This is a genomic window from Mucilaginibacter sp. AK015 (genome assembly GCF_014200785.1).
Lineage (GTDB): Bacteria > Bacteroidota > Bacteroidia > Sphingobacteriales > Sphingobacteriaceae > Mucilaginibacter.
The window spans coordinates 81,466-102,230 of record NZ_JACHCV010000002.1 but is presented as its reverse complement, the minus strand read 5'-3'; the positions used below and the strand labels follow the sequence as shown (position 1 = coordinate 102,230).

Below are 20,765 nucleotides of genomic sequence, written 5' to 3'. Positions count from 1 at the left end.
AGTGGAGAATAATTTTTCGTTAAAAGGGAAGGTAATTGTTGTAACCGGCGGCACTGGCATACTGGGCAAATCTTTTATAGATGGCATTGTAGCAGCCGGCGGCACGGTAGGGATACTGGGCCGCAACCGGCAGGTTGCCGAAGAAAGGGCCGAAGCCATCAATAAAAACGGCGGGCAGGCCATTGCGCTTGTTGCAGATGTGTTGCAGGAAGACGACTTAAAAGCCGCCAAAACTGCTTTGCTTGATAAATTTGGCCGTATAGACGGGTTGGTTAACGGAGCCGGCGGCAACATGCCCGAAGGTGTGCTGCAGCCCGATGAGGACATATTCAATATGAACCTTAACGGGATGAAAAAAGTAATGGAAGTAAACCTTTGGGGCACCCTGCTGCCTACTCAGGTGTTTGGCGAAGCAATTGCCAAAACAGGCAAGGGCAGTATAGTTAATATATCATCCATGAACTCCAAGCGGGCTATTACCAGGGTATTGGGCTACAATATGGGCAAGGCCGCGGTTGATTGCTATAACCAATGGTTTGCCGTTGAGCTGGCCAACCGTTATGGCGATGCGATACGGATGAACGCCCTGGCCCCAGGCTTTTTTTTAACAGAACAAAACCGCAACCTTTTAACAAAGCCCGAAGGCGGTTACACCGATAGGGGCGCATTGGTTATTAAACAAACGCCGTTTAAACGCTTTGGCCACCCGGATGAGCTGATTGGCGCGCTGGTTTGGCTGCTGAGCGACGCATCGGCATTTGTAACCGGCTCTATGATATGTGTTGACGGCGGGTTCTCGATATTTGGAGGGGTTTAATGGAAACAGGCACGCAAAGTAACGACACGGTTTTAACTTTTGGCGAACTGCTGCTCAGGATATGCCCTGATGCGAGCGGCAAATGGCTTGAAAGCAGCAGCCTGCCGGTTTATGTGGGCGGCGCTGAATTAAACGTGGCTACCGCGCTGGCTTTATGGAATGTTAAAACAAAGTATTTTACCGCCATGCCCGATAACGGCTTGTCGGCGCAAATCATTAATTATGTCGCCGAAAGGGGCATCGATACTTCGGCTATCCATAAAGGTGCAGGCCGCCAGGGGTTATTTTATTTAACCAGCGGCGCCGATATGAAACACGACGCGGTAATATATGACCGTGCTGGCTCGGCATTTGCCGAATTAAAGCCGGGCGTTATTGATTGGGACAAAGTTTTAACAGGTGTAAGCTGGTTTCACTTCAGCGCTATTTGCCCGGCGTTGACGGAGCAAACCGCCGACCTTTGCGAAGAGGTGCTGATAGCAGCATCCAAACGAAACATCACCATATCTATCGATTTGAATTATCGTGCAAAGCTTTGGCAGTACGGCAAGGAGCCGGAGCAAATTATGCCGCGACTGGTAAAATATTGCAACATGGTAATGGGCAATGTTTGGGCGGCCGAAAGCTTATTAGGCATACCGGTTAGTCCGCAGTTGACAGATATTGATACAAAAGAAAACTACCTTGCCGAAGCGCTTAGCAGTTCCAAAAAGATAATGGAAAGGTTCCCTGCATGCAGAACAGTTGCCAATACCTTCAGGTTCGACCATGAAGGTGGTATAAAATATTATACCACCTTATACCAGGAAGGGGAATTTTATAATTCACACGAATATATTACAAACAAAGTAATTGATAAGGTAGGCAGCGGCGATTGTTTTATGGCCGGGCTGATATACTGCTACGGGCTTAAATTGGAGCTTTGGACAGCCCTGAATTTTGCTACAGCAGCTGCGTTCGATAAGTTGTCAGTAAAGGGGGATGCTACCCAAAGCACCGTAGAAAAAATAACCAAAGCTATTAACAATGCAAACTAAGCAGCAGGTACAGGATAGTATTGTAGAACAAGGTGTGTTGCCGCTTTACTATAACGAAAGCAGCGAGGTAAGTATGGCTATTAATCAAACGCTGTATAAGGCAGGCATCCGTGCCATTGAATATACCAACCGTGGGCCGGCAGCGCTCGATAATTTTAAAGCACTTAAAAAGCAGCAGCTGCAATTGCCGGGCTTGCTTTTGGGCATCGGTACCGTTAAATCTGCCGACGAGGCCGAACAGTTTGCCGCCGCCGGTGCGGATTTTTTAATATCGCCGCTGGTTAACCACCAGGTTGCAGCGGTTGCCGCAAAACACGGCCTGCTATGGATACCCGGCTGTATGACGCCCACTGAAATTTACGAGGCGCAGGAGCTTGGCGCCAAATTGGTGAAGCTGTTCCCCGCCAATATATTGGGGCATGCGTTCGTATCGGCGGTGAAAGAGCTTTTCCCGGGGGTGCAAATGATGCCTACCGGCGGAGTAGAAATGAGCCTGGAAAATATTACGGGATGGTTTAACGCGGGTGTATCGGCTGTTGGGATGGGCAGCAAACTGATCACAAAAAGCATCCTTGATAACAAAGCGTACGACCAGTTATATACAGAAACGTTGCGGGCATTACAGTTAGTAAAGTCGGCACGATAATAAAACCAATTATGACCGATACCAAAAAAACCAACTACCGGTGGATTGTTGTGATCCTGCTGTTTTTTGCCACGACTATTAACTACCTCGACAGGCAGGTTATCGGCTTATTGAAACCAAAGCTTGAAGGAGAATTTAACTGGACAGAAGAAGATTACAGCCACATAGTTATGGCTTTTCAGGCGGCTTATGCCATTGGCTTACTGGCCTTTGGCGGCTTTATCGATAAGCTGGGCACCAAACTGGGATACACCATATCGCTCATTTTTTGGAGCGTGGCAGCCATGCTGCACGCCATTGTAAAAACAACTTTAGGTTTTGGCGCGGTAAGGGCGGCGTTGGGCCTTGGCGAGTCGGGCAACTTCCCGGCGGCCATTAAGGTTGTTGCCGAGTGGTTCCCCAAAAAAGAGCGTGCCCTGGCAACGGGGATATTTAATTCGGGCGCGAACATAGGCGCGGTAGCGGCACCTATAATGGTGCCCTGGATACTGGGTATTTACGGCTGGCAGATGGCCTTTATCATAACCGGCGCCATTGGTTTTTTATGGCTGATATTCTGGTGGATATTTTACGAGGTTCCGTCAAAGCATAAAAAGATAAACAGTGCCGAGTTTGAGCATATACACAGTGATGTTGACGAACCAGCCGTGGAAGACGGCCCGCAGGAAAAGATAAAATGGGTGCGGCTGTTCGGCATCAGGCAAACCTGGGCATTTGTGGCTGGCAAGTTCCTCACCGATCCCATCTGGTACTTCTTCCTGTTTTGGCTGCCATCGTACTTTGCAAGCACCTTCAAGCTCGATCTTACCAAACCAAGCCTGCCCCTTGTATTGGTTTATACCGCTACAACTATCGGCAGCATAGGCGGGGGATATTTATCATCGCGGTTCATTAAAAGCGGGATGCCCATATTCAGGGCGCGTAAAACGGCTATGTTCATTTTCGCGTTGTGCGTAGTGCCCATATTTGCGGCGAGGTATGCGGCCAATATCTGGCAGGCTGTGGGGTTAATAAGTCTGGCAGCGGCGGCCCACCAGGCCTGGAGCGCCAATATCTTTACCTCAGCATCAGATATGTTCCCTAAACGGGCGGTAAGCTCGGTTGTGGGTATAGGGGGTATGGCGGGGGCCGTAGGCGGTATAGCATTCCCGTTCTTTATCGGCTGGATATTAGATTCGGCCAAGGCATCGGGTAATATCACTGCGGGTTATAACATTATTTTCACCATGTGCGCCTGCGCTTATTTGCTGGCCTGGTTCATTATGCACCTGTTAACCCCCAGGATGAAGGTGGTGAAACTGTAACCTGATATTTCCATAAACAAGTAAGATTTATTACATTGGTGAAATGTTAAGCACAGTGTTGATGGCGTTTGCTTGGCATTAACCTAATATGAATTTTAACAGTATTACAATTAAGGATATAGCTACCGCGCTTAACCTTTCGGTTTCTACCGTATCAAAGGCGTTAAGGGATAGCTACGAGATCAGCGAGAATACAAAAAAGCTTGTAAATGAGTATGCCGAACAACATAACTACCGGCCAAACCCTATTGCTCAAAGCTTAAAACAGGGGCACAGCAAATCAATCGGTATCGTAGTTTCCACCATCGAGAACCAGTTTTTTTCGCAGGTGATCAACGGCATCGAATCCGTTGCTTACGAGGCAGGGTTCAATGTGATCATTACCCAAACCCACGAATCGTTCGACCTGGAAGTAAAGAACGTTGACCACCTTACACACCGGTCTATTGATGGACTGCTGATATCACTATCCACCGAGACCAAAGACTTTGAACACCTGCACAAGCTGCACCGCCAGGGCTTGCCTATTGTTTTTTTTGACCGCATAACCGACGAGATAGACACCCATAAAGTAATTGCCGACAATTTTAAAGGAGGGTATGACGCCACCCGCCACCTGCTGGATTCAGGGTACAAACGCATAGCGCATATTACCAGCCCGCCAAATATTTCTATCACCAAAGAACGTTTTGCCGGGTACAGTAAAGCGCTCGAGGAGGCAGGCATAACGATGGGCGATGAATACATTAAACACTGCCCGCATGGGGGCCGCGATGTGGGCGAAATTGAGAACGCGCTGAACGAACTGCTATCGCTGAAAGAAAAGCCCGACGCGATCTTCACCACATCCGACCGGATAACCACCACCACTTTGCTGTTGCTGAATAAACTGGGAATAAAGATCCCGCAGGAGATTGCCCTGATAGGCTACACCAATACCACCCTGGCCGACGCGCTGAACCCCTCGCTTAGCTCGGTTTATCAGCCGGGATTTGAAATGGGGCAAAAGGCCACCCAAATGCTGTTAAGCCTTATTTTATCAAAACGCCCTGTACACGAATTTGAAACTATTGTGTTGCCTACCCAACTGGTTACCCGCCATTCAACCGCGCGTAAAACATCATAGTTGGCCGGGCCGCAGCGAAAACGATATCGTAAATAAATATCCTTTAAACATGCCATCGATATGGTAATCAGGGTATTTTTGATTCGCAGTTGCTTTATTACCAATTATAAACGCTGCTTATTTACCCGGTTATTTGCAAAGCATGAAACGCAGTTTTTTCGGTGTTATAGTTTCCCTGTATTTAGTTACCGGCACGGTAATGGCGCAAACCGTTACCCTTGATTATTTTTTTAACCACGAAACACATCAAACAAAGGGCCGCCAAACCGAGCGGTTTCATTACTTATGGGAGGATACCGCCAATTCAGGTTTCTCGGTATGGGGTGATATCTTCAGATCAAAGGGGGCAACTTTAAGCAGGCTGGACACAGCGCCAACGGCAGCAAATTTAAAGGGCACAGCGGTATATATTATTGTTGACCCCGATAGCCGTAAAGAGAACCCGAACCCCAACTACATACAGCAGGCCGATGCCGATAATATTGCCCGGTGGGTAAAGGCTGGCGGTGTGCTTATCATGATGGCAAACGATAGCGCTAATGTGGAGTTAAACCATTTTAACGTGCTTGCCGCCAAGTTTGGCATGCACTTTAACAACGACATGCAAAGCCATGTAATTGATGATGCCCATTTTGAGAATGGCGCGGTTTTGATAAGCAACAACCCCGTTTTTAAAACATCTAAAAAGGCTTTTATAAAAGATGCATGCAGCATAGGTTTATCCGGCCGGGCAAAGCCGCTTTTAAAAGCTGCGAACGGTACCGCGATAGCAGCCATAACTAAATACGGCAAAGGCACCGTTATAGCCATAGGCGACCCATGGCTGTATAACGAATATGTTAACGGCCGTTTGCCCGCCGGTTTCGATAATGATAAAGCAGCGGCAGACCTTGCGGTTTACGTACTATCTCAGTGTAAGCTGCACCCGAACCGAAACATGGTTAATTAATATAGTGAGTAAGTGCCATTTCGCCGGTCCCGCGCATAGCGGGGCCGGTATTTGGTTAATCCACCTATGATGTTTCAATTAAGTACACCTACTGCCGTGGATAAAATTATAAACAACATAAATTTAATGAAGATTTTACTGGTAACACTTGCCTGCCTGTCCGTTCAGGTAAGCTTTGGCAAAAAATATAAAGTAAAAACACCCGCTGAGTTCAGCAAAGCTGCGGCTATTGTGCAACCGGGGGATGAAATTGTAATTGCCAATGGCAGCTACCAGGGCTGGGCCGCTGCTGTTAACAGTAATGGTACGGTCAGCAAGCCTATTATCATCAGGGCCGAAAGTACAGGCAAGGCGGTATTTACGGGCGAGGTGCACCAGGCAGTATTAGAGGTAACAGGTAGTTACATACAAGTTAGAGGTTTAAAATTTGAAGGCTGCCGGTTGTTTAAGGAAAAAGGCGCTAACGTAGTGCTTATTGAAATGAAGGCCGCTAAATATTGCCGGGTAACCGATTGCATTTTTACCAGGAATACAGTAAATGCTCAGTTTATGCCTATATTGGCGGTATCCGGGCAGGGCGAGCATAACCGGGTAGACCATTGCACTTTTAGCGGCAATTTTAACAACCAGGAAGTGCAGGTAAGAGTCGGCCCGAACGAGGTATCGTTACATACGCTAATAGATCATAACACTTTTATGGATAAGGACAGCGTAACCTGGAAGGGTAACAACGGCGGCGAATGTGTACAAATAGGGCAGGACCCCATATTGTTAGGTAACCGCTATTCGTATACAACCGTACGCGATAACCGCTTTATACGCTGCAACGGCGAGCCGGAAGTGATCAGTAACAAGGCATCGGGTAATAAGTATATCAATAACTATTTTGAGGATTGCCACGGCGAACTGGTAATGCGCGGCGGCCACGAATGTTTAATAGACAGCAATAGCTTTGAAGGCGGTACAGGAGGCATACGCGTTAACGGCACCGCCCATACTGTTACCAACAATACTTTTAAAGGACTGCCCATAGCCATCAGGCTAATGTACGGCATGGCCAAAGGAAGGGGAGACACCGGTTTTTACATAGCAGCAAGCAATTGCATCATCAAAAACAACCACATAAGCCATTGCATTACGGGTATTTTAGTTGGCGGCAGTAAAAACGCCGACTGGACGGGCAAATTCGATACCAGGCGTTATCCATCGCGCACTATACAGGATATAGCACCTTTCAACAATGAAATAGCCGGTAATATAATCACCGATACGCAAACCCCGGTATTACAATAAATAGCGTTTGTCATATTATTATTTATAAACCTTTTTCCTTAATATTAAGTTATAGCTTATTTTTTTGTTGTAATAATGGTCTGATTGACAGATATTTTACTTGCAGAAAAAAATAGTGTTAAATACTTTCATGTAAAGAAAATTTACAACCTTTATACATTACTTTCGTACAAACCAGTAAATCTAAATTCAATAAGTTATTATTCTGCTTGCTAATTAGTTCTGTACGAGCGTGTTTAAGTATTTAAAAAAGTAGTATTTAATGAGCAGACGATCTTTAAGGCCTGTACAGGTGTTTATCATATTAATAATAAGTGCCTTATCTGTAATATCTGTAAAGGTTTCCGCGCAATATCAAAATGCCTATAAAACTACCCTAAGCATCAGCGATGGCCTGTCGCACAGTAACGTTAAATTTATTTTTGAGGATAGGGTAGGTTATATCTGGCTGGCTACCGATGATGGCCTTAACCGTTACGACGGGTACGGTTTTAAAGTTTACCGCCACAACGCCAACGATAAAAACTCGTTAAGGGTCAACAACATCAATGTTCTTGCTGAAGATGCCGCGGGCAACTTATGGGTTGGCACGGGGGGCGGCGGCTTAAGTTTGTATAACCGCGACACCGATTCGTTTATAAACTTTACCGCAAATAAAAATGTTGTCACCACCATATCTAACGATGATATAAACAGCATCTATCGCGATAGCAAAAACAATATGTGGGTGGGCACCTATTCCGGTTTAAACCTGCTCGATCCGGTAACGCATAAGGTAACCCGTTTTTTTTACGAAAAGGACAAGGATTACATTGCCGATCATCATATTTATTCGGTAAAGGAAGATAAATACGGCTACCTGTGGTTGGGTACCGATGGCGGCCTGGTCAGGTTTAATTACAAAACCGGGGAGAAGAAAAAATATGTTCATAGCGCTTCAAACAGCAAAAGCATCGCCACTGATCATATCCGCAACCTGCTTGTAAAAAATAACGGGGATATATGGATCGCTACGGCGGATAGCGGGCTTGACCTGTTTAACCGCGCGGCGGAATCGTTTACGCATTACAGCCACCAGGCGAATAACCCAAATTCCATAACCCATAATTCGGTATTTAGCCTTGCCTTTGCATCCGAACACCAACTTTGGGTGGGTACCGAGGAAGGATTAGATCTTTTTGATGAAACTACTCATACGTTTGACCATCGTTATAACAAATTTAATAACAAGGTAAACTCGGTTAATTATGTGTACGATACCGGCAGTATACTGCGGGTTGGAACATTTGAGTCGGGCATGCTGAAATACGATAACAATGTCCCTTCGTTTTTACAATTCTCAAATCAAAGAGGTGCCGTAAACGCGTTAACCAACAATCATGCGCTGTGTTTTGCCGAGGTTGGCCCCGATATATGGATAGGTACCGACGGCGGGGGGCTAAACTACATGGACAAGGCCACACAAAAAATAACCCATGATAATATTGGCATAAGCGGTAGTAAGATACTTGCGCTTTTAAAGGATAAAGATAACAAGCTATGGGCAGGCACTTATGGCAACGGTTTAGATGTACTTGAAGGTAAAACCAAAAAAATAGCGCACTATTCAAAGGGCCTTACCCCCAAAAATATCAGTAGCGATATAGTGTTTTCGTTAATGCAGGACCAGAATAATGATATTTGGGTGGGGCTTGATGAAGGGGGCGTAAATGTTATACATAGCGGTTTGGTAACAAAGCGGTACAAGTACGACACAAAGGATACGCTACATTGCCTGAGCAACAACGATGTACGCGTTATTTACCGCGACCGGAAGAACAACGTTTGGGTAGGTACTTATGACGGACTAAACTTATATAACCCGGGTAAAAATAATTTTACACAGTTTAAAACATTTAATGCCGGTTTAACCAATAATACCATATCAGATATTTTTGAGGATAGCAAGGGTAACTTGTGGGTTGGTACAATAGGCGGGGGGCTAAACCTGTACAACGCCAAAAGCAAACACTTTGCAGGTTATCACTTCCCAAATGGCGATGTTTATTCTATCATAAACGTTATAACCGAAGATAGATATGGGTATATTTGGGTAAGCACAACAAACGGGTTAATTCGTTTTAAACCCGGCACCGGCAGTTTCAGGCATTTTACAAATCTTAACGGTTTGCAGGGCCCCGAGTTTTCAAAAGGCGCCGGCCTGGTAACCCAAAGCGGCAAATTGTTGTTTGGCGGGCTTAACGGTTTTAATATAATCGATCCGTCGAACCTGCCGGTTAACAGCCACCCACCCAAAATAATCATAAGCGGTTTTCAGCTGTTTAATAAGGCCTTACCCATTGGTAAAGGCTCGCCGCTTAAACAGGTTATAAGCCAAACAAAAGAGATAAAGCTGGACTACAAGCAATCGGTTTTTACGGTTGAGTACATGGCATTAAGTTATACCTTACCGGGTTTAAGCCAATATGCATACCAATTGCAAGGTTTTGAAGACGGCTGGAATTATGTAGGTACGCAGCGCCGGGCAACCTATACCAATTTATACCCGGGCGAATACATTTTTAAGGTAAAGGCCGCCAACAACGACGGCGTGTGGAACACCACCCCCGCGCAATTACGCATTATTGTAGCAGGCCCTTTTTGGATGACCTGGTGGTTTAAAATTTTGGCTGCGATAACTGTTGCCGGCTTACTGTATGGTTATTACCGGTACCGCTTAAGCGATATACGCTCAAAAAAAGCCGAACTGGAACGTATTGTTAAACAGCGCACCGCAGAGATTGAAAAGCAGGCAAATGAGTTGCAGGACCAGTCGGAAGAGTTGACCGCCATAAATGAAGAATTACAGGCACAATCGGAAGAACTAAGAGACCAGCGCGAACAGGAACTGAAAGCCAGAATGGAGGCCGAACGGGCTAACCGCGCCAAAAGCATTTTCCTGGCTACCATGAGTCACGAGATACGCACCCCCATGAATGGTGTTATGGGTATGGCATCGTTATTATGCGAAACCAGGCTTGACCCCGAGCAACGCGAATATGCAGAAACCATCCGCATAAGCGGCGAAAGCCTTATTAACGTAATAAATGATATCCTCGATTTCTCGAAGATAGAATCGGGTGAGATGGTACTCGATATTCACGAGTTTGACCTGCAGGAATGTATCAACGAAGTACTAAAGCTGTTTAGCGGGCAAGCCGTTAAACAGAACATACAGCTCACCTGTTCAATTGACCAGAACATCCCCGAAAAGGTGATCAGCGACAAGCTACGGTTAAAGCAGGTTTTGATAAACCTGATAGGCAACGCATTAAAGTTTACTAAAGCGGGCACGGTATCTGTTGCTGCAGAATTGCTTTATGTAGATAAAGCGGACGCGAAAATATCCTTCCATGTTAAAGATACAGGCGTTGGCATATCGCCCGACAAGCTTTCGCGCTTATTCAGGCCATTCTCGCAGGGTGATTCGTCTACAACACGCAAATATGGGGGCACGGGCCTCGGCCTGGTCATTTGCGAGCGCCTTGTTGAACTGTTAGGCGGATCAATGAATATCGAAAGCGTGCTGGATGTTGGTACCGAAGTAACCTTTAGCATGCTATGCCGGCTGCCTGCGGACGAACCCTCAGCGCAGCATCAGCCCGCGCCTAACCCGGTTCCGCAGGCTGTTTCTTCCGGTTTTGCCGTAAAGTTCCCATTGAAAATATTGGTAGCCGAAGACAATTTGATCAACCAAAAAGTTATTAAACAGATACTGAAGAAATTTGGGTACGAACCTTTTATGGTAGCTAACGGCCGCGAAGCGGTTGACATAACGCAGATGGAAAAATTCGATGTGGTTTTAATGGATGTACAGATGCCCGAGTTAGACGGTTTAGAGGCCACCCAAATAATACGGCGGCAAAACACCCATCAGCCTGTTATTATTGCCATGACGGCCAGCGCAATGCCCGAGGATAAAATGAAATGCCTGCAGGCCGGTATGAACTACTTTATGTCAAAACCTATTGGCTTTGCCGAATTGTTGGTCTATCTGGAAAAATCGTATCGCGATGTGACAAAAAACGCATCTTCGTTTAAGGCGTAACCCTGTGTATAACGTGTAATTATTTATAAAGCTCAGCAGGCATCGGGCGGTGTTTTTATAAACTTATTGTTATTTTTAGGCAATGGATAAGTTTATTTTTCGCCTGATAAGCTGCATATTATTTTTTTTAATGGCGTCGCCGGCACTTTTTGCACAGGACGAAGCTGAACTTTCGGATACGCTTGTTGCAAAAATGAATTTGTACGGACTTAAAGACCAATCGCCCGTATTATTTGTTCATTTTGATAAAAACATCTACACCAACAACGAGGAGATATGGTTTACCGGGTATCTCATCAGCTCGGATATTAATAAGGTTAAGGAACATCACATCCTTTCGGTTTCGCTTATTAGTGATGACGATAATAAAATAGCCACCCAGGCGAATTTTATTATGGATGGTGGCCTCAGCTTTGGCAGCATGTATATCCCCGATTCGGTTAGCGCCGGTAATTACCACCTGGTAGCCTATACCGATCGTTTGGTTAACGGCAAACCATCGGCTTTTTTTAAGCAAGCGGTAACCATAAAAACAACAAATCAGCCGGCGCTTAATTTATCGTTTAGCATACTGGATAGCACCCAAACGCCCCGGGGCAAAATAAGAACCGTGCTTACTGCAAAATCAAAAGAACTGCCCGTGATTGCAGCCCCAGTAAAATATAAACTGAATGGCACCGGGCGCAGCGCGGTGCTTGCCACCGGAAAAACGGGTGTCACCGGCGAGCATATCCTCACCCTGGATAAAAGCCAGGTATCGCCGGCCGGCCATGTGTTGAAGGCCGATGTTGGCGACGGGAAGCTGAAGGAAAGTATCCGCATCAACCTCCCGGTACGCAAGGCAAAGGCCGCTATCAGGTTTTACCCCGAAGGGGGTTACCTGGTAAATGGTAAAACAAGCAATATTGGATGGGAAGCTAAAAGCCCTAATGGGGAGCCATTGACCATAAGGGGCATACTGCTAAAGAACGGTAAGCCCGTTGATACGATATCGACGGACAGTTACGGTATGGGCTTGTTTAAGCTGGCGCCCCAAAAAGGGGCAGCTTACCAGGTAAGATTGGCGCGTGCAGGTATGGCAGATACCGTTTATACGCTGCCAAAGGCCTTGTCGCAAGGCGTGGTATTACAGGTGGTTGATGCTTTATCGCCAGATAGTATTACCATCAAATTGCAAAGCACACGGCAGCAACAGGTTAAGATATTATTGCATAACTACCACGAGATTTTCACTTCGCTGGAAGAAGAGATCTATCCGGAAGGCCTGGTAACAAAATTTGCCCTTGCCGATCTGCCGCGCGGTTTAACCATGATAACGGTGTTAGACAGCCTGGAAAGGCCTTGTGCAGAGCGTGTGTTTTTTTCCCATTTCGATAAAAGATCTGTGTTAAACCTTAAAACTGATAACCAGGAATATGATATACGGCAAAAGGTGAAACTTAATATCAAGCTGAGCAATGCAGCCGGTAACCCGCTATCGGGGTATGTTTCGGTAGCTTGCGTACAGGATAACCGTATCAGCTATAAACAGCCTAACAACATCGAGAGTTATTATTACCTGATGCGGCAGCTGCATGATATGCCCGCCAAGGATAACTTAATGGGCGACGAAAGTACCAACAGGGCTTATCTGAATAAATTACTGCTGATAAAGGGCTGGAGCCGCTACACCTGGCCGGAAATGATAAAAGCGCAGATGGCGGATACGATACAGCAATACCGTAACTTAGCCTATAATGGCGACGTTACCTTTAGTAACAAGCCATTAAAAAAGCCCATTGATTTAAGTGCCATTGCCGACACGTTAGCGCAGATAGTACATACCGACAGCAGCGGTCATTTTAAAATGAATGAGCGCAGCATGGTTACGCCAGCCGATAAAAAAATGATATTGTTCATTAATGGAAAGGCCAAAACCGCTCCCTACGTTATTCATATAAACAACCCTTTTGAAGAATTTACCCAAAAGCTGGCAGATACGCTGACATTTTATGACGGGGTAACAACCGCATCGGCGGGGAGCAATGAAGATTTTGTGATGGAACTGCCGAATAAAATAAAGCAGCTGAAAGAAGTGCAGATAAAGGCGGTTAAAAGTAATCTTTTTTACGAAAGCCTGCCCAGGTTTACCATTGAAAACGACTTAAGTAAAAACGAATGCGGCGATTGGGTGTGCTTTAACAATATCCTTAACTGCGGCAACCATCCGTTTGGTAATAACAGGTTTCAACCGCTTAAAAAAGGAGATATCGTTAAAGTTTGGCGGGGCGGCCAGTATGTGAACGAGGTGTATCGCGGGTGCGTATTACATAAAGAAAAAGAGTACACAAGTATGCTGCAGTTAAAGGGTATTTATGCCCATAAGGAGTTTTATGTGGTAGATTACGATAAAGAGAAAGACGCACCGCCCGATTACCAGTCTACTATTTTTTGGAAATACAACGTGCCTTTAAGTTCATCGGCAGAAACCAACCTGACGTTTTTTACTAACGATATTACCGGCCCGTTTAAAATTGTAGTACAGGGCCTTACCGACGAAGATGTGGTTTATGGCGAACAAACCTTTAACGTAAAAAAGAAACTGCCCTAACAGCGGTTAAAACCATCTGCAAAAAATTGCGTTTATCATATAAAAGCGAGTATGAATAATTTTTTCAGGGGAATAATTGCGGCATGGGGCGCCAAAAAGTTAGGCGGTGGTTGCCTGTCTACCATCGTTATATTCATTGTGATATACACCTTGCTGGGTAAGTGCAATAACCAGCCGGCACGTGCAGCAACTTATCCGGCTAAAGCAGCAGTTTGCGTCTCAAAATAAATATATTCTAAAAGTCGTTATCGGTAATTATCGGATGTTACAGATATAGTTTTATAAAAAGAGATGGCCATGTGCGATTCCCTCCCGCCGGGAGGGTGTAGGGAGGGGTTTAGTAAAGCGTACAAACACACCCCTGCAATCGCACTATCAGGCGCGCCCCCTTTCGAGAGGGGAACTGTTGTTATCACTAATTTACAAAGCCCCTTCAAAAGCCTGCTTAAAATCTTCAAGCAGGTCATCACGGTCTTCGATACCTACCGATAAGCGTATCATCCCCTCGGGGATGCCCATTTCTGCGCGCCTTTCGGGGCCAAGTTCAAAAAATATGGTTTGGGCCACAGGTATTGCCAGCGTGCGGGTATCGCCAAGGTTGCTGCTTTTAATTACCACCTGCAGGCGGTTCAAAAACGCAAATACATCCACCCCGTCTTTCAGTGCAAAGCTCATTAGCCCACCCGGAAACTTAAATAACTTTTTGGATAGCTGGTGCTGCGGGTGGTCTGTTAGGCCCGGGTAGTAAACTTTGCTTACTAACGGGTGCGATTGTAAATACTCGGCCAATGCGGCGGCGTTGCCGCATGCGCGTTCTAATCTAAGGGCAAGGGTTTCGGCCCCTACCGATATGGTGTGCGCTGCTTCGGGTGCCAGGGTTCCCCCGCCATCGCGCAGGCCGCGTTTACGTATCTGGGTTATGCCTAATAACTCGGGTTTAATTTGCTGGCGTAACACTTGGGCTATTCCGGGGTAGTTGGCCCAGTTATAAAGGCCGGTATCGGTTACGCAGCCTCCAAGCGCGTTGCCGTGGCCGCCTATATATTTGGTTAACGCGTTTATAACCAGCGATGCCTTAACCGTTGCAGGTTTAAACAGGTAAGGCGAGGTCATGGTGTTATCTACCACGTATATCAGGTTTTTTTCCTGGGCAAATTTGCCAATGTTTTCCATATCGGCAATTTGGGTAGCGGGGTTTGCAATAGTTTCAACCATAACCATACAGGTATTAGGCTGGTATGCTGCTTTTATATTTTCGACAGATGTAGCATCCACAAAAGAAATGTCCAAACCAATTTCGGTAAAGGTTTGCAGTACGCTGCGGGTATTACCAAACAGGTACGAGCTGGCGATTATGTGGCTGCCCTTTTTTACCAGCGCAAAAACGGTAGCCATAATGGCTGCCATACCGGTGGCAAAACTCACCGAGGCCAGGCCGTTCTCCATCATAGTAACCTTGTTCTCGAGCGCGGCGGTAGTGGGGTTGCCCTGCCTGGAGTAGGCGTAACCCTTCGCTTTGTTCTGAAACACGTTCACCAGATCCTGCACATCATCAAATCCCCAGGTTACCGCAGTATGGATGGGCTGGTGAAGGGCCCCAAACTCGGGTTTACGTAAGCGGTCGGCGTGTAACAATGTAGTAGTGAATCCTTTTTGCTTGGTCATGATAGATGCAGAAATTTTAATACTTCGCAATTATAGCTATATGAGCATGAAAAACAAAGCGAATGGTTATATCGGTACAAAAAGTTAGGTTTGCAATAAAAGAGAGTCAGGAATCAAGAAGTCAAGAATTAAGGGAAATACAGGTATGCCTTCCTCTCCTGACTCTAAATATCCTGATTCTTTTAAAACCATATGCACGTGAGCTTTTCAACCGTTATAGAGATACTGGGCATCATTGCCTTCACGGTATCGGGCGCTTTTTCGGCCATGCAAAAAAGGCTTGATGTTTTCGGGGTATTCATTCTGGGCTTTGTAACGGCTATTGGCGGTGGTACCCTGCGCGATCTGCTTATTGGTAATACACCGGTTTCGTGGCTGCGGGATGTAAGCACCCCGCTCATCATACTGGCCACCACTGTGGTAACCATTCTTTTTAAAAAACGTGTTAAAAACTTCAAGGTAACGCTGGTGCTTTTTGATGCGCTGGGGTTGGGGTTATTTGCCATAATAGGCATCCAAAAGGGGCTGGATGCCCATCTGGGTACGGGCGCCTGCATAGCCCTGGGCACTATTACCGGTTGCTTTGGCGGCGTACTGCGCGATATGCTGCTTAATCACATCCCGGTGCTGTTTCATAAAGAGCTGTATGCCATTCCGTGTATTACCGGCGGCGTTTGCTATGTTCTTTTACTGCCATTGATAGAAAAGCAGCTCGCGGAATCTATTTCGGTGGTGTTGATCTGTAGCTTTCGATTGTTATCAGTGCGCCATAACTGGCGGTTGCCCAGGGTATAACCTACAATTCGAAGATAACCCCAATAGTTGGCAGTACGTTTCCGCTCTTATTATCAAGCAATTTCGACTTAAACCGTGAAGGATCGCCGGGAGCATCTGTTATATTACCTTCGGCATCGCGGTATGGAACCAGGTATGCTTGCAGTTGATACTGATTGTTGGTAAGGTTTTGAATATCTACATATATATTAAGGGTAAACCTTTTGAACGGATATTTTTTATCAACCCTAACATCCAGCTGGTAAAAATCTTTTAAACGCCTTGTATTAAGCTGCGTCCAATCAGGTATCCCCTGCGGAAAAATGCTGTAGTTGCTTTTCAATGTTGACGAGCTTATATCGTAAGGCGTATACGGGCTGCCGCCTGTGTACCTTAATTTAGCGCCAACCTCCCAGTTGCGTTTAAATACCTTGCCACCCGTCATGCTTAAAATATAACGGTTGTTCCATGACGACTGCACATACCTGCCATTTTTATCCTGGAACTCGCTTTTGAAAAGCGTAAGGGCCAGGATACCGTAAAACCCCTTGTTCAACCGTTGCTGAGCAAAAAATTCCACCCCATAACTACGTCCGTTTGTAGCCCCAACAACCTCCTGGTTGCCAACTACGCCAAAATCGGCACCCAGATTGGCAAGTGGGATGCTATCGCCGAGTACCCGCTCAAGCGGATAGTTTTTATAAGCTTTATAAAAGCCCTCTACGGTAAAGCGTGTATTTTTTTGCGTATTATATTCAACCCCCAGCACCAGTTGTTTATTGTTTATATAGTCAACGTTTTTATTGGCGGGTATCCCGTTTTTATCGCGGTAGCCCAAAACGGTATAAGCAGGTAATTGATAATAAATACCTGTGTTGAAATTAAGGCTTATTTTATAGGTGAAATTATAAGAAGCTGATAAACGCGGAGAAAGGGTTTTTAACAAGTTATTCATCCTGCCGGAGAAAGTATTGGCATCGGCACGCACCCCAAATGATAGCATAAGCCTGTCCTGTAAATAAGGGCGGCTTAGCTGCCCGAACAAGCTATATTTGAAAAAGCTGATGTTTGATGTGTAAATATTGCTGCCGAAGGGCAACAAATTAAACGTGTTGGTGCTGTATTCGGCCGATTCGGCCCCGGCGCCAAAATTCAAACGGTAGCCATTCATGCTGCTTACGTTCTCGAACCTGAATTTATTTTCTATCTCCTGCGATACGTAATCCAGCGTTTTGGTGCCGGCTTCGTTGTTATCCTGGTATTTTTTTGCCTGGTTATCTAAAAAATCGCGGCTTAAAACAAACAAACTGTACCCGTTGCTGCGAAAGTTTTTATAGGTTGCCCCTATGGTATAGTTATTTTGCGAATTAACAGGGATGTTGGCCAGTGTATAGCTGTTTAGCTCGGTGTTCTTGGCGTTCAGGTTAAGTTTAAACCTGTCAATAGCACCAAGGCCCAAAATAGTAAGTTCGTTATTTTGGTTAAACTTTGTTTTTAATTTGAACTGAAAATCCTGGTACGATGGCAGGAACGGCAGGCCAAGCAGTTTAAACAACCCTTGCAGGTACGAATAACGGTAAGACGATATAAAGGTGGTTTTTTTGCCCAGCGGCCCCGCCAGCGAAGCAGCGAAATCGCTCGAGCCTAAAGTTAATGTGGCGTGCTGGCGGTCGGTTGGGCCATCTTTTTGTTTAAACTCGAATACCGAGCTTAAAGCGTTGCCGCGATTAGCCGGAAACGCGCCCGAATAAAAATCCACTTCGTTTATAAAATCAACATTGATAAGCCCCACAGGCCCGCCCGATGAACCCTGTGTTGCAAAATGATTGATGTTTGGTATCTCTACGCCATCAATATAAAACCTGTTCTCGTTAGGGGCGCCGCCACGAATGATGATATCGTTCCGGAAACTTACCGGCGACGATACGCCGGGCAGCGACTGTATCACCTTACTTATATCGCGGTTGCCCCCCGGGTTGCGTTTTATTTCGGTAGCGCCAATGGTACGTAACGATACCGGGCTTTCTAACGGTTTATAAAATTTTGATGCGGATATTTTTACTTCATCTAAAGTTTGCGCGTCTTCGTCAAGGTTGATATCAGCAACGGCTGTTTTGGCATTGGTAACCTGGATATCATAAATTATTTTGGTGCGGTATCCTAATAACGAAACCTGCAGGGTGTAATAACCTGGTGTTAATTGGCTTATTTGGTAGTTGCCGGCACTATCTGTTACGGTACCGGTTGTTGCGGATAACAGGCTTACACTTACCCCGTATAGCGGTGCATTGCTTAACGTATTGGTTATTTTGCCACGAATTACCCCGGTTTGGCAAAACCCGGCTAAAGGAGCAATGCATAAGATGACAAGCAAGATTTTTTTCATATCAGATAACCAAAGATGAGGTTTAAACGCTAATGATAGATGGACTTTCAGAAAATTCTTCCGCGGCTTTTAATTGTACTTATAGCGGCCATTGCAAATCCGTTTAAAAAGGAATTCTTAACTTGCGGCGCAAACATCCGCCCATGAAAAAACTACTGCTGTTGATACCTGTTTTGTTCGCCCTGTCGTGCAAACAGAAGGCTTCTGATACCGTCGAAGGTAAAAAACTGAATAAATTCGCGCAACAATATGTAACCCTTGGCCTTACCATTGGCCAGTTCGATAGCGATTTTGTGGATGCCTACTACGGCCCCGACTCGTTGAAACCGAAAGAAATTACAGATAAAACCTTCCCCCGGGATAGCCTGCTGGCCAGCATTAACATGTTAATGAACGATATAAAGCTGCTGGCGGATGGCTCGCAGGTCGACTCGAATAAGATAAGGGCGCACTGGATGTATAACCAGCTGATAGCGTTTGGCCGGCGGGTAAGAATTTACGCCGGCGAGTACCGCTCGTTCGATGAAGAATCGAGAGAATTATTTGGCGTTGCAGCGCCGGCTTACGCCGAAGAATATTTTAAAGCGGATTTAGATAAGCTGGATAGCCTGCTGCCGGGCAAAGGCAATGTAAACGACAGGTTTCAGAAACTGGCCAACAAATTTGTTATCCCTAAAGATAAACTGGATGCGGTAATGAAGGCCGCCATTGCTGAGGCCCGCAAACGCACGCTTGCACATTATAAGCTTCCTGCCGGCGAAAACTTCGCGTTAGAATATGTTACCGATAAACCCTGGAACGGCTACAACTGGTATAAAGGCAAGTACCAAAGCACCGTACAGATCAATACCGATATTAAGATATTTATTGACCGCGCTATTGATGTGGGCAGCCACGAAAGTTACCCGGGCCACCACGTATACAATATGCTGCTGGAAAAAAACCTGTATCACGACAGGGGGTGGGTAGAGATATCGCTTTACCCGTTGTTTAGTCCGCAATCGCTAATTGCCGAGGGCAGCGCCAATTATGGTATCGAGGTAGCTTTCCCGGGGGATGATAAGGTAAAGTTTGCCAAAAATGTATTGCTGCCGCTGGCAGGGTTAGATACCGCCGGCATCGATACTTATTTTAAGGCATTAGAGCTGAAGGGCAGGCTGAATTACGCACGTAACGAAGCGGCGCGGGGTTTGATAAACGAAACCATGAGCCAAAGTAAAGCCCGCAGCTTCCTTAAAAAGTATTGTTTAATGAACGATGAAACCGCTGATAAATCTATGAGCTTCATCAAAAAATACCGCAGCTACGTTATTAACTACAACTACGGGCAGGACCTGGTTAAAGGCTATATAGAACGCAACGGCGGCACTGCAAAGGCCCCCGAAAAACGCTGGGAACTGTTTGGCCACCTGCTAAGCAATCCCGTTAACCCGGCAGATCTGGTGAAAAAGTAAAGCTGGTTTGTAAATAAAAAGGGCGATGTGTTATAAACGCATCGCCCTTTTTTATAAGAAAATAAACTTATTGTTTTTTTATTTCAACCCGGCGGTTTAACGCGCGGCCTTCTTCGGTTGCGTTCGAGGTGATGGGTTTCGATTCGCCGTAACCTTTCACTTCCAGGTTGGCACCGTTTACACCGGTATTAACCAGGTAGGTTTTAACAGCGTTAGCGCGCTCAATACTAAGTGCCATGTTATGCTCTTCGGTACCCTCGGCAGATGAATTGCCGTTCAGTACAAATTTTACCGATTGGTCTTTTTTCATTTCGGCGGCAGCCTTATCCAGAATAGGGTAGGCATCTGTTTTTAAAATGCCTGAGTTAAATTCAAACTGTATGTTGCTAAAATTATAGTCGGGTGGTGCGGGGGCTGGTGCAGGCGCTGGTTTCTCTGGCGCTGGTGCAGGTTTTTCCTGGGCTGGTGGCGGTGTGGTTGGCGTATTGCTTGCCGGCGCTATAAAGGGCGGCGATGGTTTCATTACTTTTTTTGAACAAGCCGGTAAAACGGCTATACCTAATAGTAGTGCAAATGGTAAAATAGATGTTTTTAAAAACTTCATGTTTTAGATGATTTGGTAAATAAAAAAAACGAT

At 45.8% G+C, this 20,765-nt stretch carries 15 protein-coding genes; 12 read left to right on the top strand and 3 right to left on the bottom strand.

Translation table 11 applies throughout. The annotated features are described in order from the left end of the window. The first annotated feature begins 1 nt into the window (after nucleotide 1). The 10 genes from HDC91_RS09585 (at nucleotide 2) to HDC91_RS09540 (ending at nucleotide 14,077) form a co-directional block, all read left to right on the top strand. Nucleotides 2-817, top strand: coding sequence for an SDR family oxidoreductase (locus HDC91_RS09585; RefSeq protein WP_183551322.1), 816 nt, complete (start codon nucleotides 2-4; stop codon nucleotides 815-817). Continuing rightward, on the top strand, nucleotides 817-1,854 hold the full coding sequence (locus HDC91_RS09580; protein ID WP_183551319.1) for a sugar kinase: 1,038 nt from the start codon (nucleotides 817-819) through the stop codon (nucleotides 1,852-1,854). The genes HDC91_RS09585 and HDC91_RS09580 overlap by 1 nt, the downstream gene beginning before the upstream one ends. Further along, on the top strand, nucleotides 1,844-2,500 hold the full coding sequence (locus HDC91_RS09575) for a bifunctional 4-hydroxy-2-oxoglutarate aldolase/2-dehydro-3-deoxy-phosphogluconate aldolase (protein ID WP_183551317.1): 657 nt from the start codon (nucleotides 1,844-1,846) through the stop codon (nucleotides 2,498-2,500). The genes HDC91_RS09580 and HDC91_RS09575 overlap by 11 nt, the downstream gene beginning before the upstream one ends. Before the next feature lie 11 nt (nucleotides 2,501-2,511). Beyond that, nucleotides 2,512-3,804, top strand: a complete 1,293-nt coding sequence (locus tag HDC91_RS09570) for an MFS transporter (RefSeq protein ID WP_183551314.1) — start codon at nucleotides 2,512-2,514, stop codon at nucleotides 3,802-3,804. An 88-nt stretch (nucleotides 3,805-3,892) separates the two neighbouring features. Beyond that, nucleotides 3,893-4,930 (top strand): LacI family DNA-binding transcriptional regulator, encoded by a 1,038-nt coding sequence (locus HDC91_RS09565; RefSeq protein ID WP_183551311.1) that lies wholly within the window; start codon nucleotides 3,893-3,895, stop codon nucleotides 4,928-4,930. A gap of 142 nt (nucleotides 4,931-5,072) precedes the next feature. Beyond that, nucleotides 5,073-5,879, top strand: coding sequence for a DUF4350 domain-containing protein (locus HDC91_RS09560; protein WP_183551308.1), 807 nt, complete (start codon nucleotides 5,073-5,075; stop codon nucleotides 5,877-5,879). Nucleotides 5,880-6,005: 126 nt separating this feature from the next. Next, nucleotides 6,006-7,172 (top strand): polysaccharide lyase 6 family protein, encoded by a 1,167-nt coding sequence (locus HDC91_RS09555; RefSeq protein ID WP_183551306.1) that lies wholly within the window; start codon nucleotides 6,006-6,008, stop codon nucleotides 7,170-7,172. Between the two features lie 262 nt (nucleotides 7,173-7,434). Beyond that, nucleotides 7,435-11,259 (top strand): two-component regulator propeller domain-containing protein, encoded by a 3,825-nt coding sequence (locus HDC91_RS09550; RefSeq protein ID WP_183551303.1) that lies wholly within the window; start codon nucleotides 7,435-7,437, stop codon nucleotides 11,257-11,259. A gap of 82 nt (nucleotides 11,260-11,341) precedes the next feature. Further along, complete coding sequence (locus tag HDC91_RS09545) at nucleotides 11,342-13,849, top strand: hypothetical protein (RefSeq protein ID WP_183551300.1); 2,508 nt, start codon at nucleotides 11,342-11,344, stop codon at nucleotides 13,847-13,849. 51 nt (nucleotides 13,850-13,900) lie between these two features. After that, nucleotides 13,901-14,077, top strand: coding sequence for a hypothetical protein (locus tag HDC91_RS09540; RefSeq protein ID WP_183551297.1), 177 nt, complete (start codon nucleotides 13,901-13,903; stop codon nucleotides 14,075-14,077). Between the two features lie 192 nt (nucleotides 14,078-14,269). Here the strand turns inward: HDC91_RS09540 and HDC91_RS09535 are convergent, their stop codons facing one another. Next, nucleotides 14,270-15,514, bottom strand: coding sequence for a cystathionine gamma-synthase family protein (locus tag HDC91_RS09535; RefSeq protein ID WP_183551294.1), 1,245 nt, complete (start codon nucleotides 15,512-15,514; stop codon nucleotides 14,270-14,272). Nucleotides 15,515-15,706: 192 nt separating this feature from the next. Here HDC91_RS09535 and HDC91_RS09530 point away from each other — a divergent pair, with 192 nt between their 5' ends. After that, entirely contained in the window at nucleotides 15,707-16,309 is a 603-nt protein-coding gene (locus tag HDC91_RS09530) for a trimeric intracellular cation channel family protein (RefSeq protein WP_183551291.1), read from the top strand. A gap of 1 nt (nucleotide 16,310) precedes the next feature. On the opposite strand, the gene HDC91_RS09525 is transcribed toward HDC91_RS09530, so the two are convergent. Beyond that, on the bottom strand, nucleotides 16,311-18,674 hold the full coding sequence (locus tag HDC91_RS09525; RefSeq protein ID WP_183551288.1) for a TonB-dependent receptor: 2,364 nt from the start codon (nucleotides 18,672-18,674) through the stop codon (nucleotides 16,311-16,313). A 143-nt stretch (nucleotides 18,675-18,817) separates the two neighbouring features. Between HDC91_RS09525 and HDC91_RS09520 the strand changes: the two genes are divergently transcribed. Beyond that, the gene (locus tag HDC91_RS09520; protein WP_183551285.1) at nucleotides 18,818-20,128 is read left to right on the top strand and encodes a hypothetical protein; all 1,311 of its coding nucleotides are present in this window, start codon (nucleotides 18,818-18,820) and stop codon (nucleotides 20,126-20,128) included. 67 nt (nucleotides 20,129-20,195) lie between these two features. On the opposite strand, the gene HDC91_RS09515 is transcribed toward HDC91_RS09520, so the two are convergent. Next, nucleotides 20,196-20,732 carry an OmpA family protein gene (locus HDC91_RS09515; protein ID WP_183551272.1) on the bottom strand — a complete coding sequence of 179 codons (537 nt, stop codon included), beginning with the start codon at nucleotides 20,730-20,732 and terminating at the stop codon, nucleotides 20,196-20,198. Nucleotides 20,733-20,765 lie beyond the last annotated feature (33 nt).

Coding starts and splice junctions, on each gene's coding strand:
- HDC91_RS09530 (WP_183551291.1), top strand. CDS start 15,707: ATGCACGTGAGCTTTTCAACCGTTATAGAGATACTGGGCATCATTGCC.
- HDC91_RS09580 (WP_183551319.1), top strand. CDS start 817: ATGGAAACAGGCACGCAAAGTAACGACACGGTTTTAACTTTTGGCGAA.
- HDC91_RS09525 (WP_183551288.1), bottom strand. CDS start 18,674: ATGAAAAAAATCTTGCTTGTCATCTTATGCATTGCTCCTTTAGCCGGG.
- HDC91_RS09550 (WP_183551303.1), top strand. CDS start 7,435: ATGAGCAGACGATCTTTAAGGCCTGTACAGGTGTTTATCATATTAATA.
- HDC91_RS09545 (WP_183551300.1), top strand. CDS start 11,342: ATGGATAAGTTTATTTTTCGCCTGATAAGCTGCATATTATTTTTTTTA.
- HDC91_RS09535 (WP_183551294.1), bottom strand. CDS start 15,514: ATGACCAAGCAAAAAGGATTCACTACTACATTGTTACACGCCGACCGC.
- HDC91_RS09570 (WP_183551314.1), top strand. CDS start 2,512: ATGACCGATACCAAAAAAACCAACTACCGGTGGATTGTTGTGATCCTG.
- HDC91_RS09560 (WP_183551308.1), top strand. CDS start 5,073: ATGAAACGCAGTTTTTTCGGTGTTATAGTTTCCCTGTATTTAGTTACC.
- HDC91_RS09520 (WP_183551285.1), top strand. CDS start 18,818: ATGAAAAAACTACTGCTGTTGATACCTGTTTTGTTCGCCCTGTCGTGC.
- HDC91_RS09565 (WP_183551311.1), top strand. CDS start 3,893: ATGAATTTTAACAGTATTACAATTAAGGATATAGCTACCGCGCTTAAC.
- HDC91_RS09540 (WP_183551297.1), top strand. CDS start 13,901: ATGAATAATTTTTTCAGGGGAATAATTGCGGCATGGGGCGCCAAAAAG.
- HDC91_RS09555 (WP_183551306.1), top strand. CDS start 6,006: ATGAAGATTTTACTGGTAACACTTGCCTGCCTGTCCGTTCAGGTAAGC.
- HDC91_RS09515 (WP_183551272.1), bottom strand. CDS start 20,732: ATGAAGTTTTTAAAAACATCTATTTTACCATTTGCACTACTATTAGGT.
- HDC91_RS09575 (WP_183551317.1), top strand. CDS start 1,844: ATGCAAACTAAGCAGCAGGTACAGGATAGTATTGTAGAACAAGGTGTG.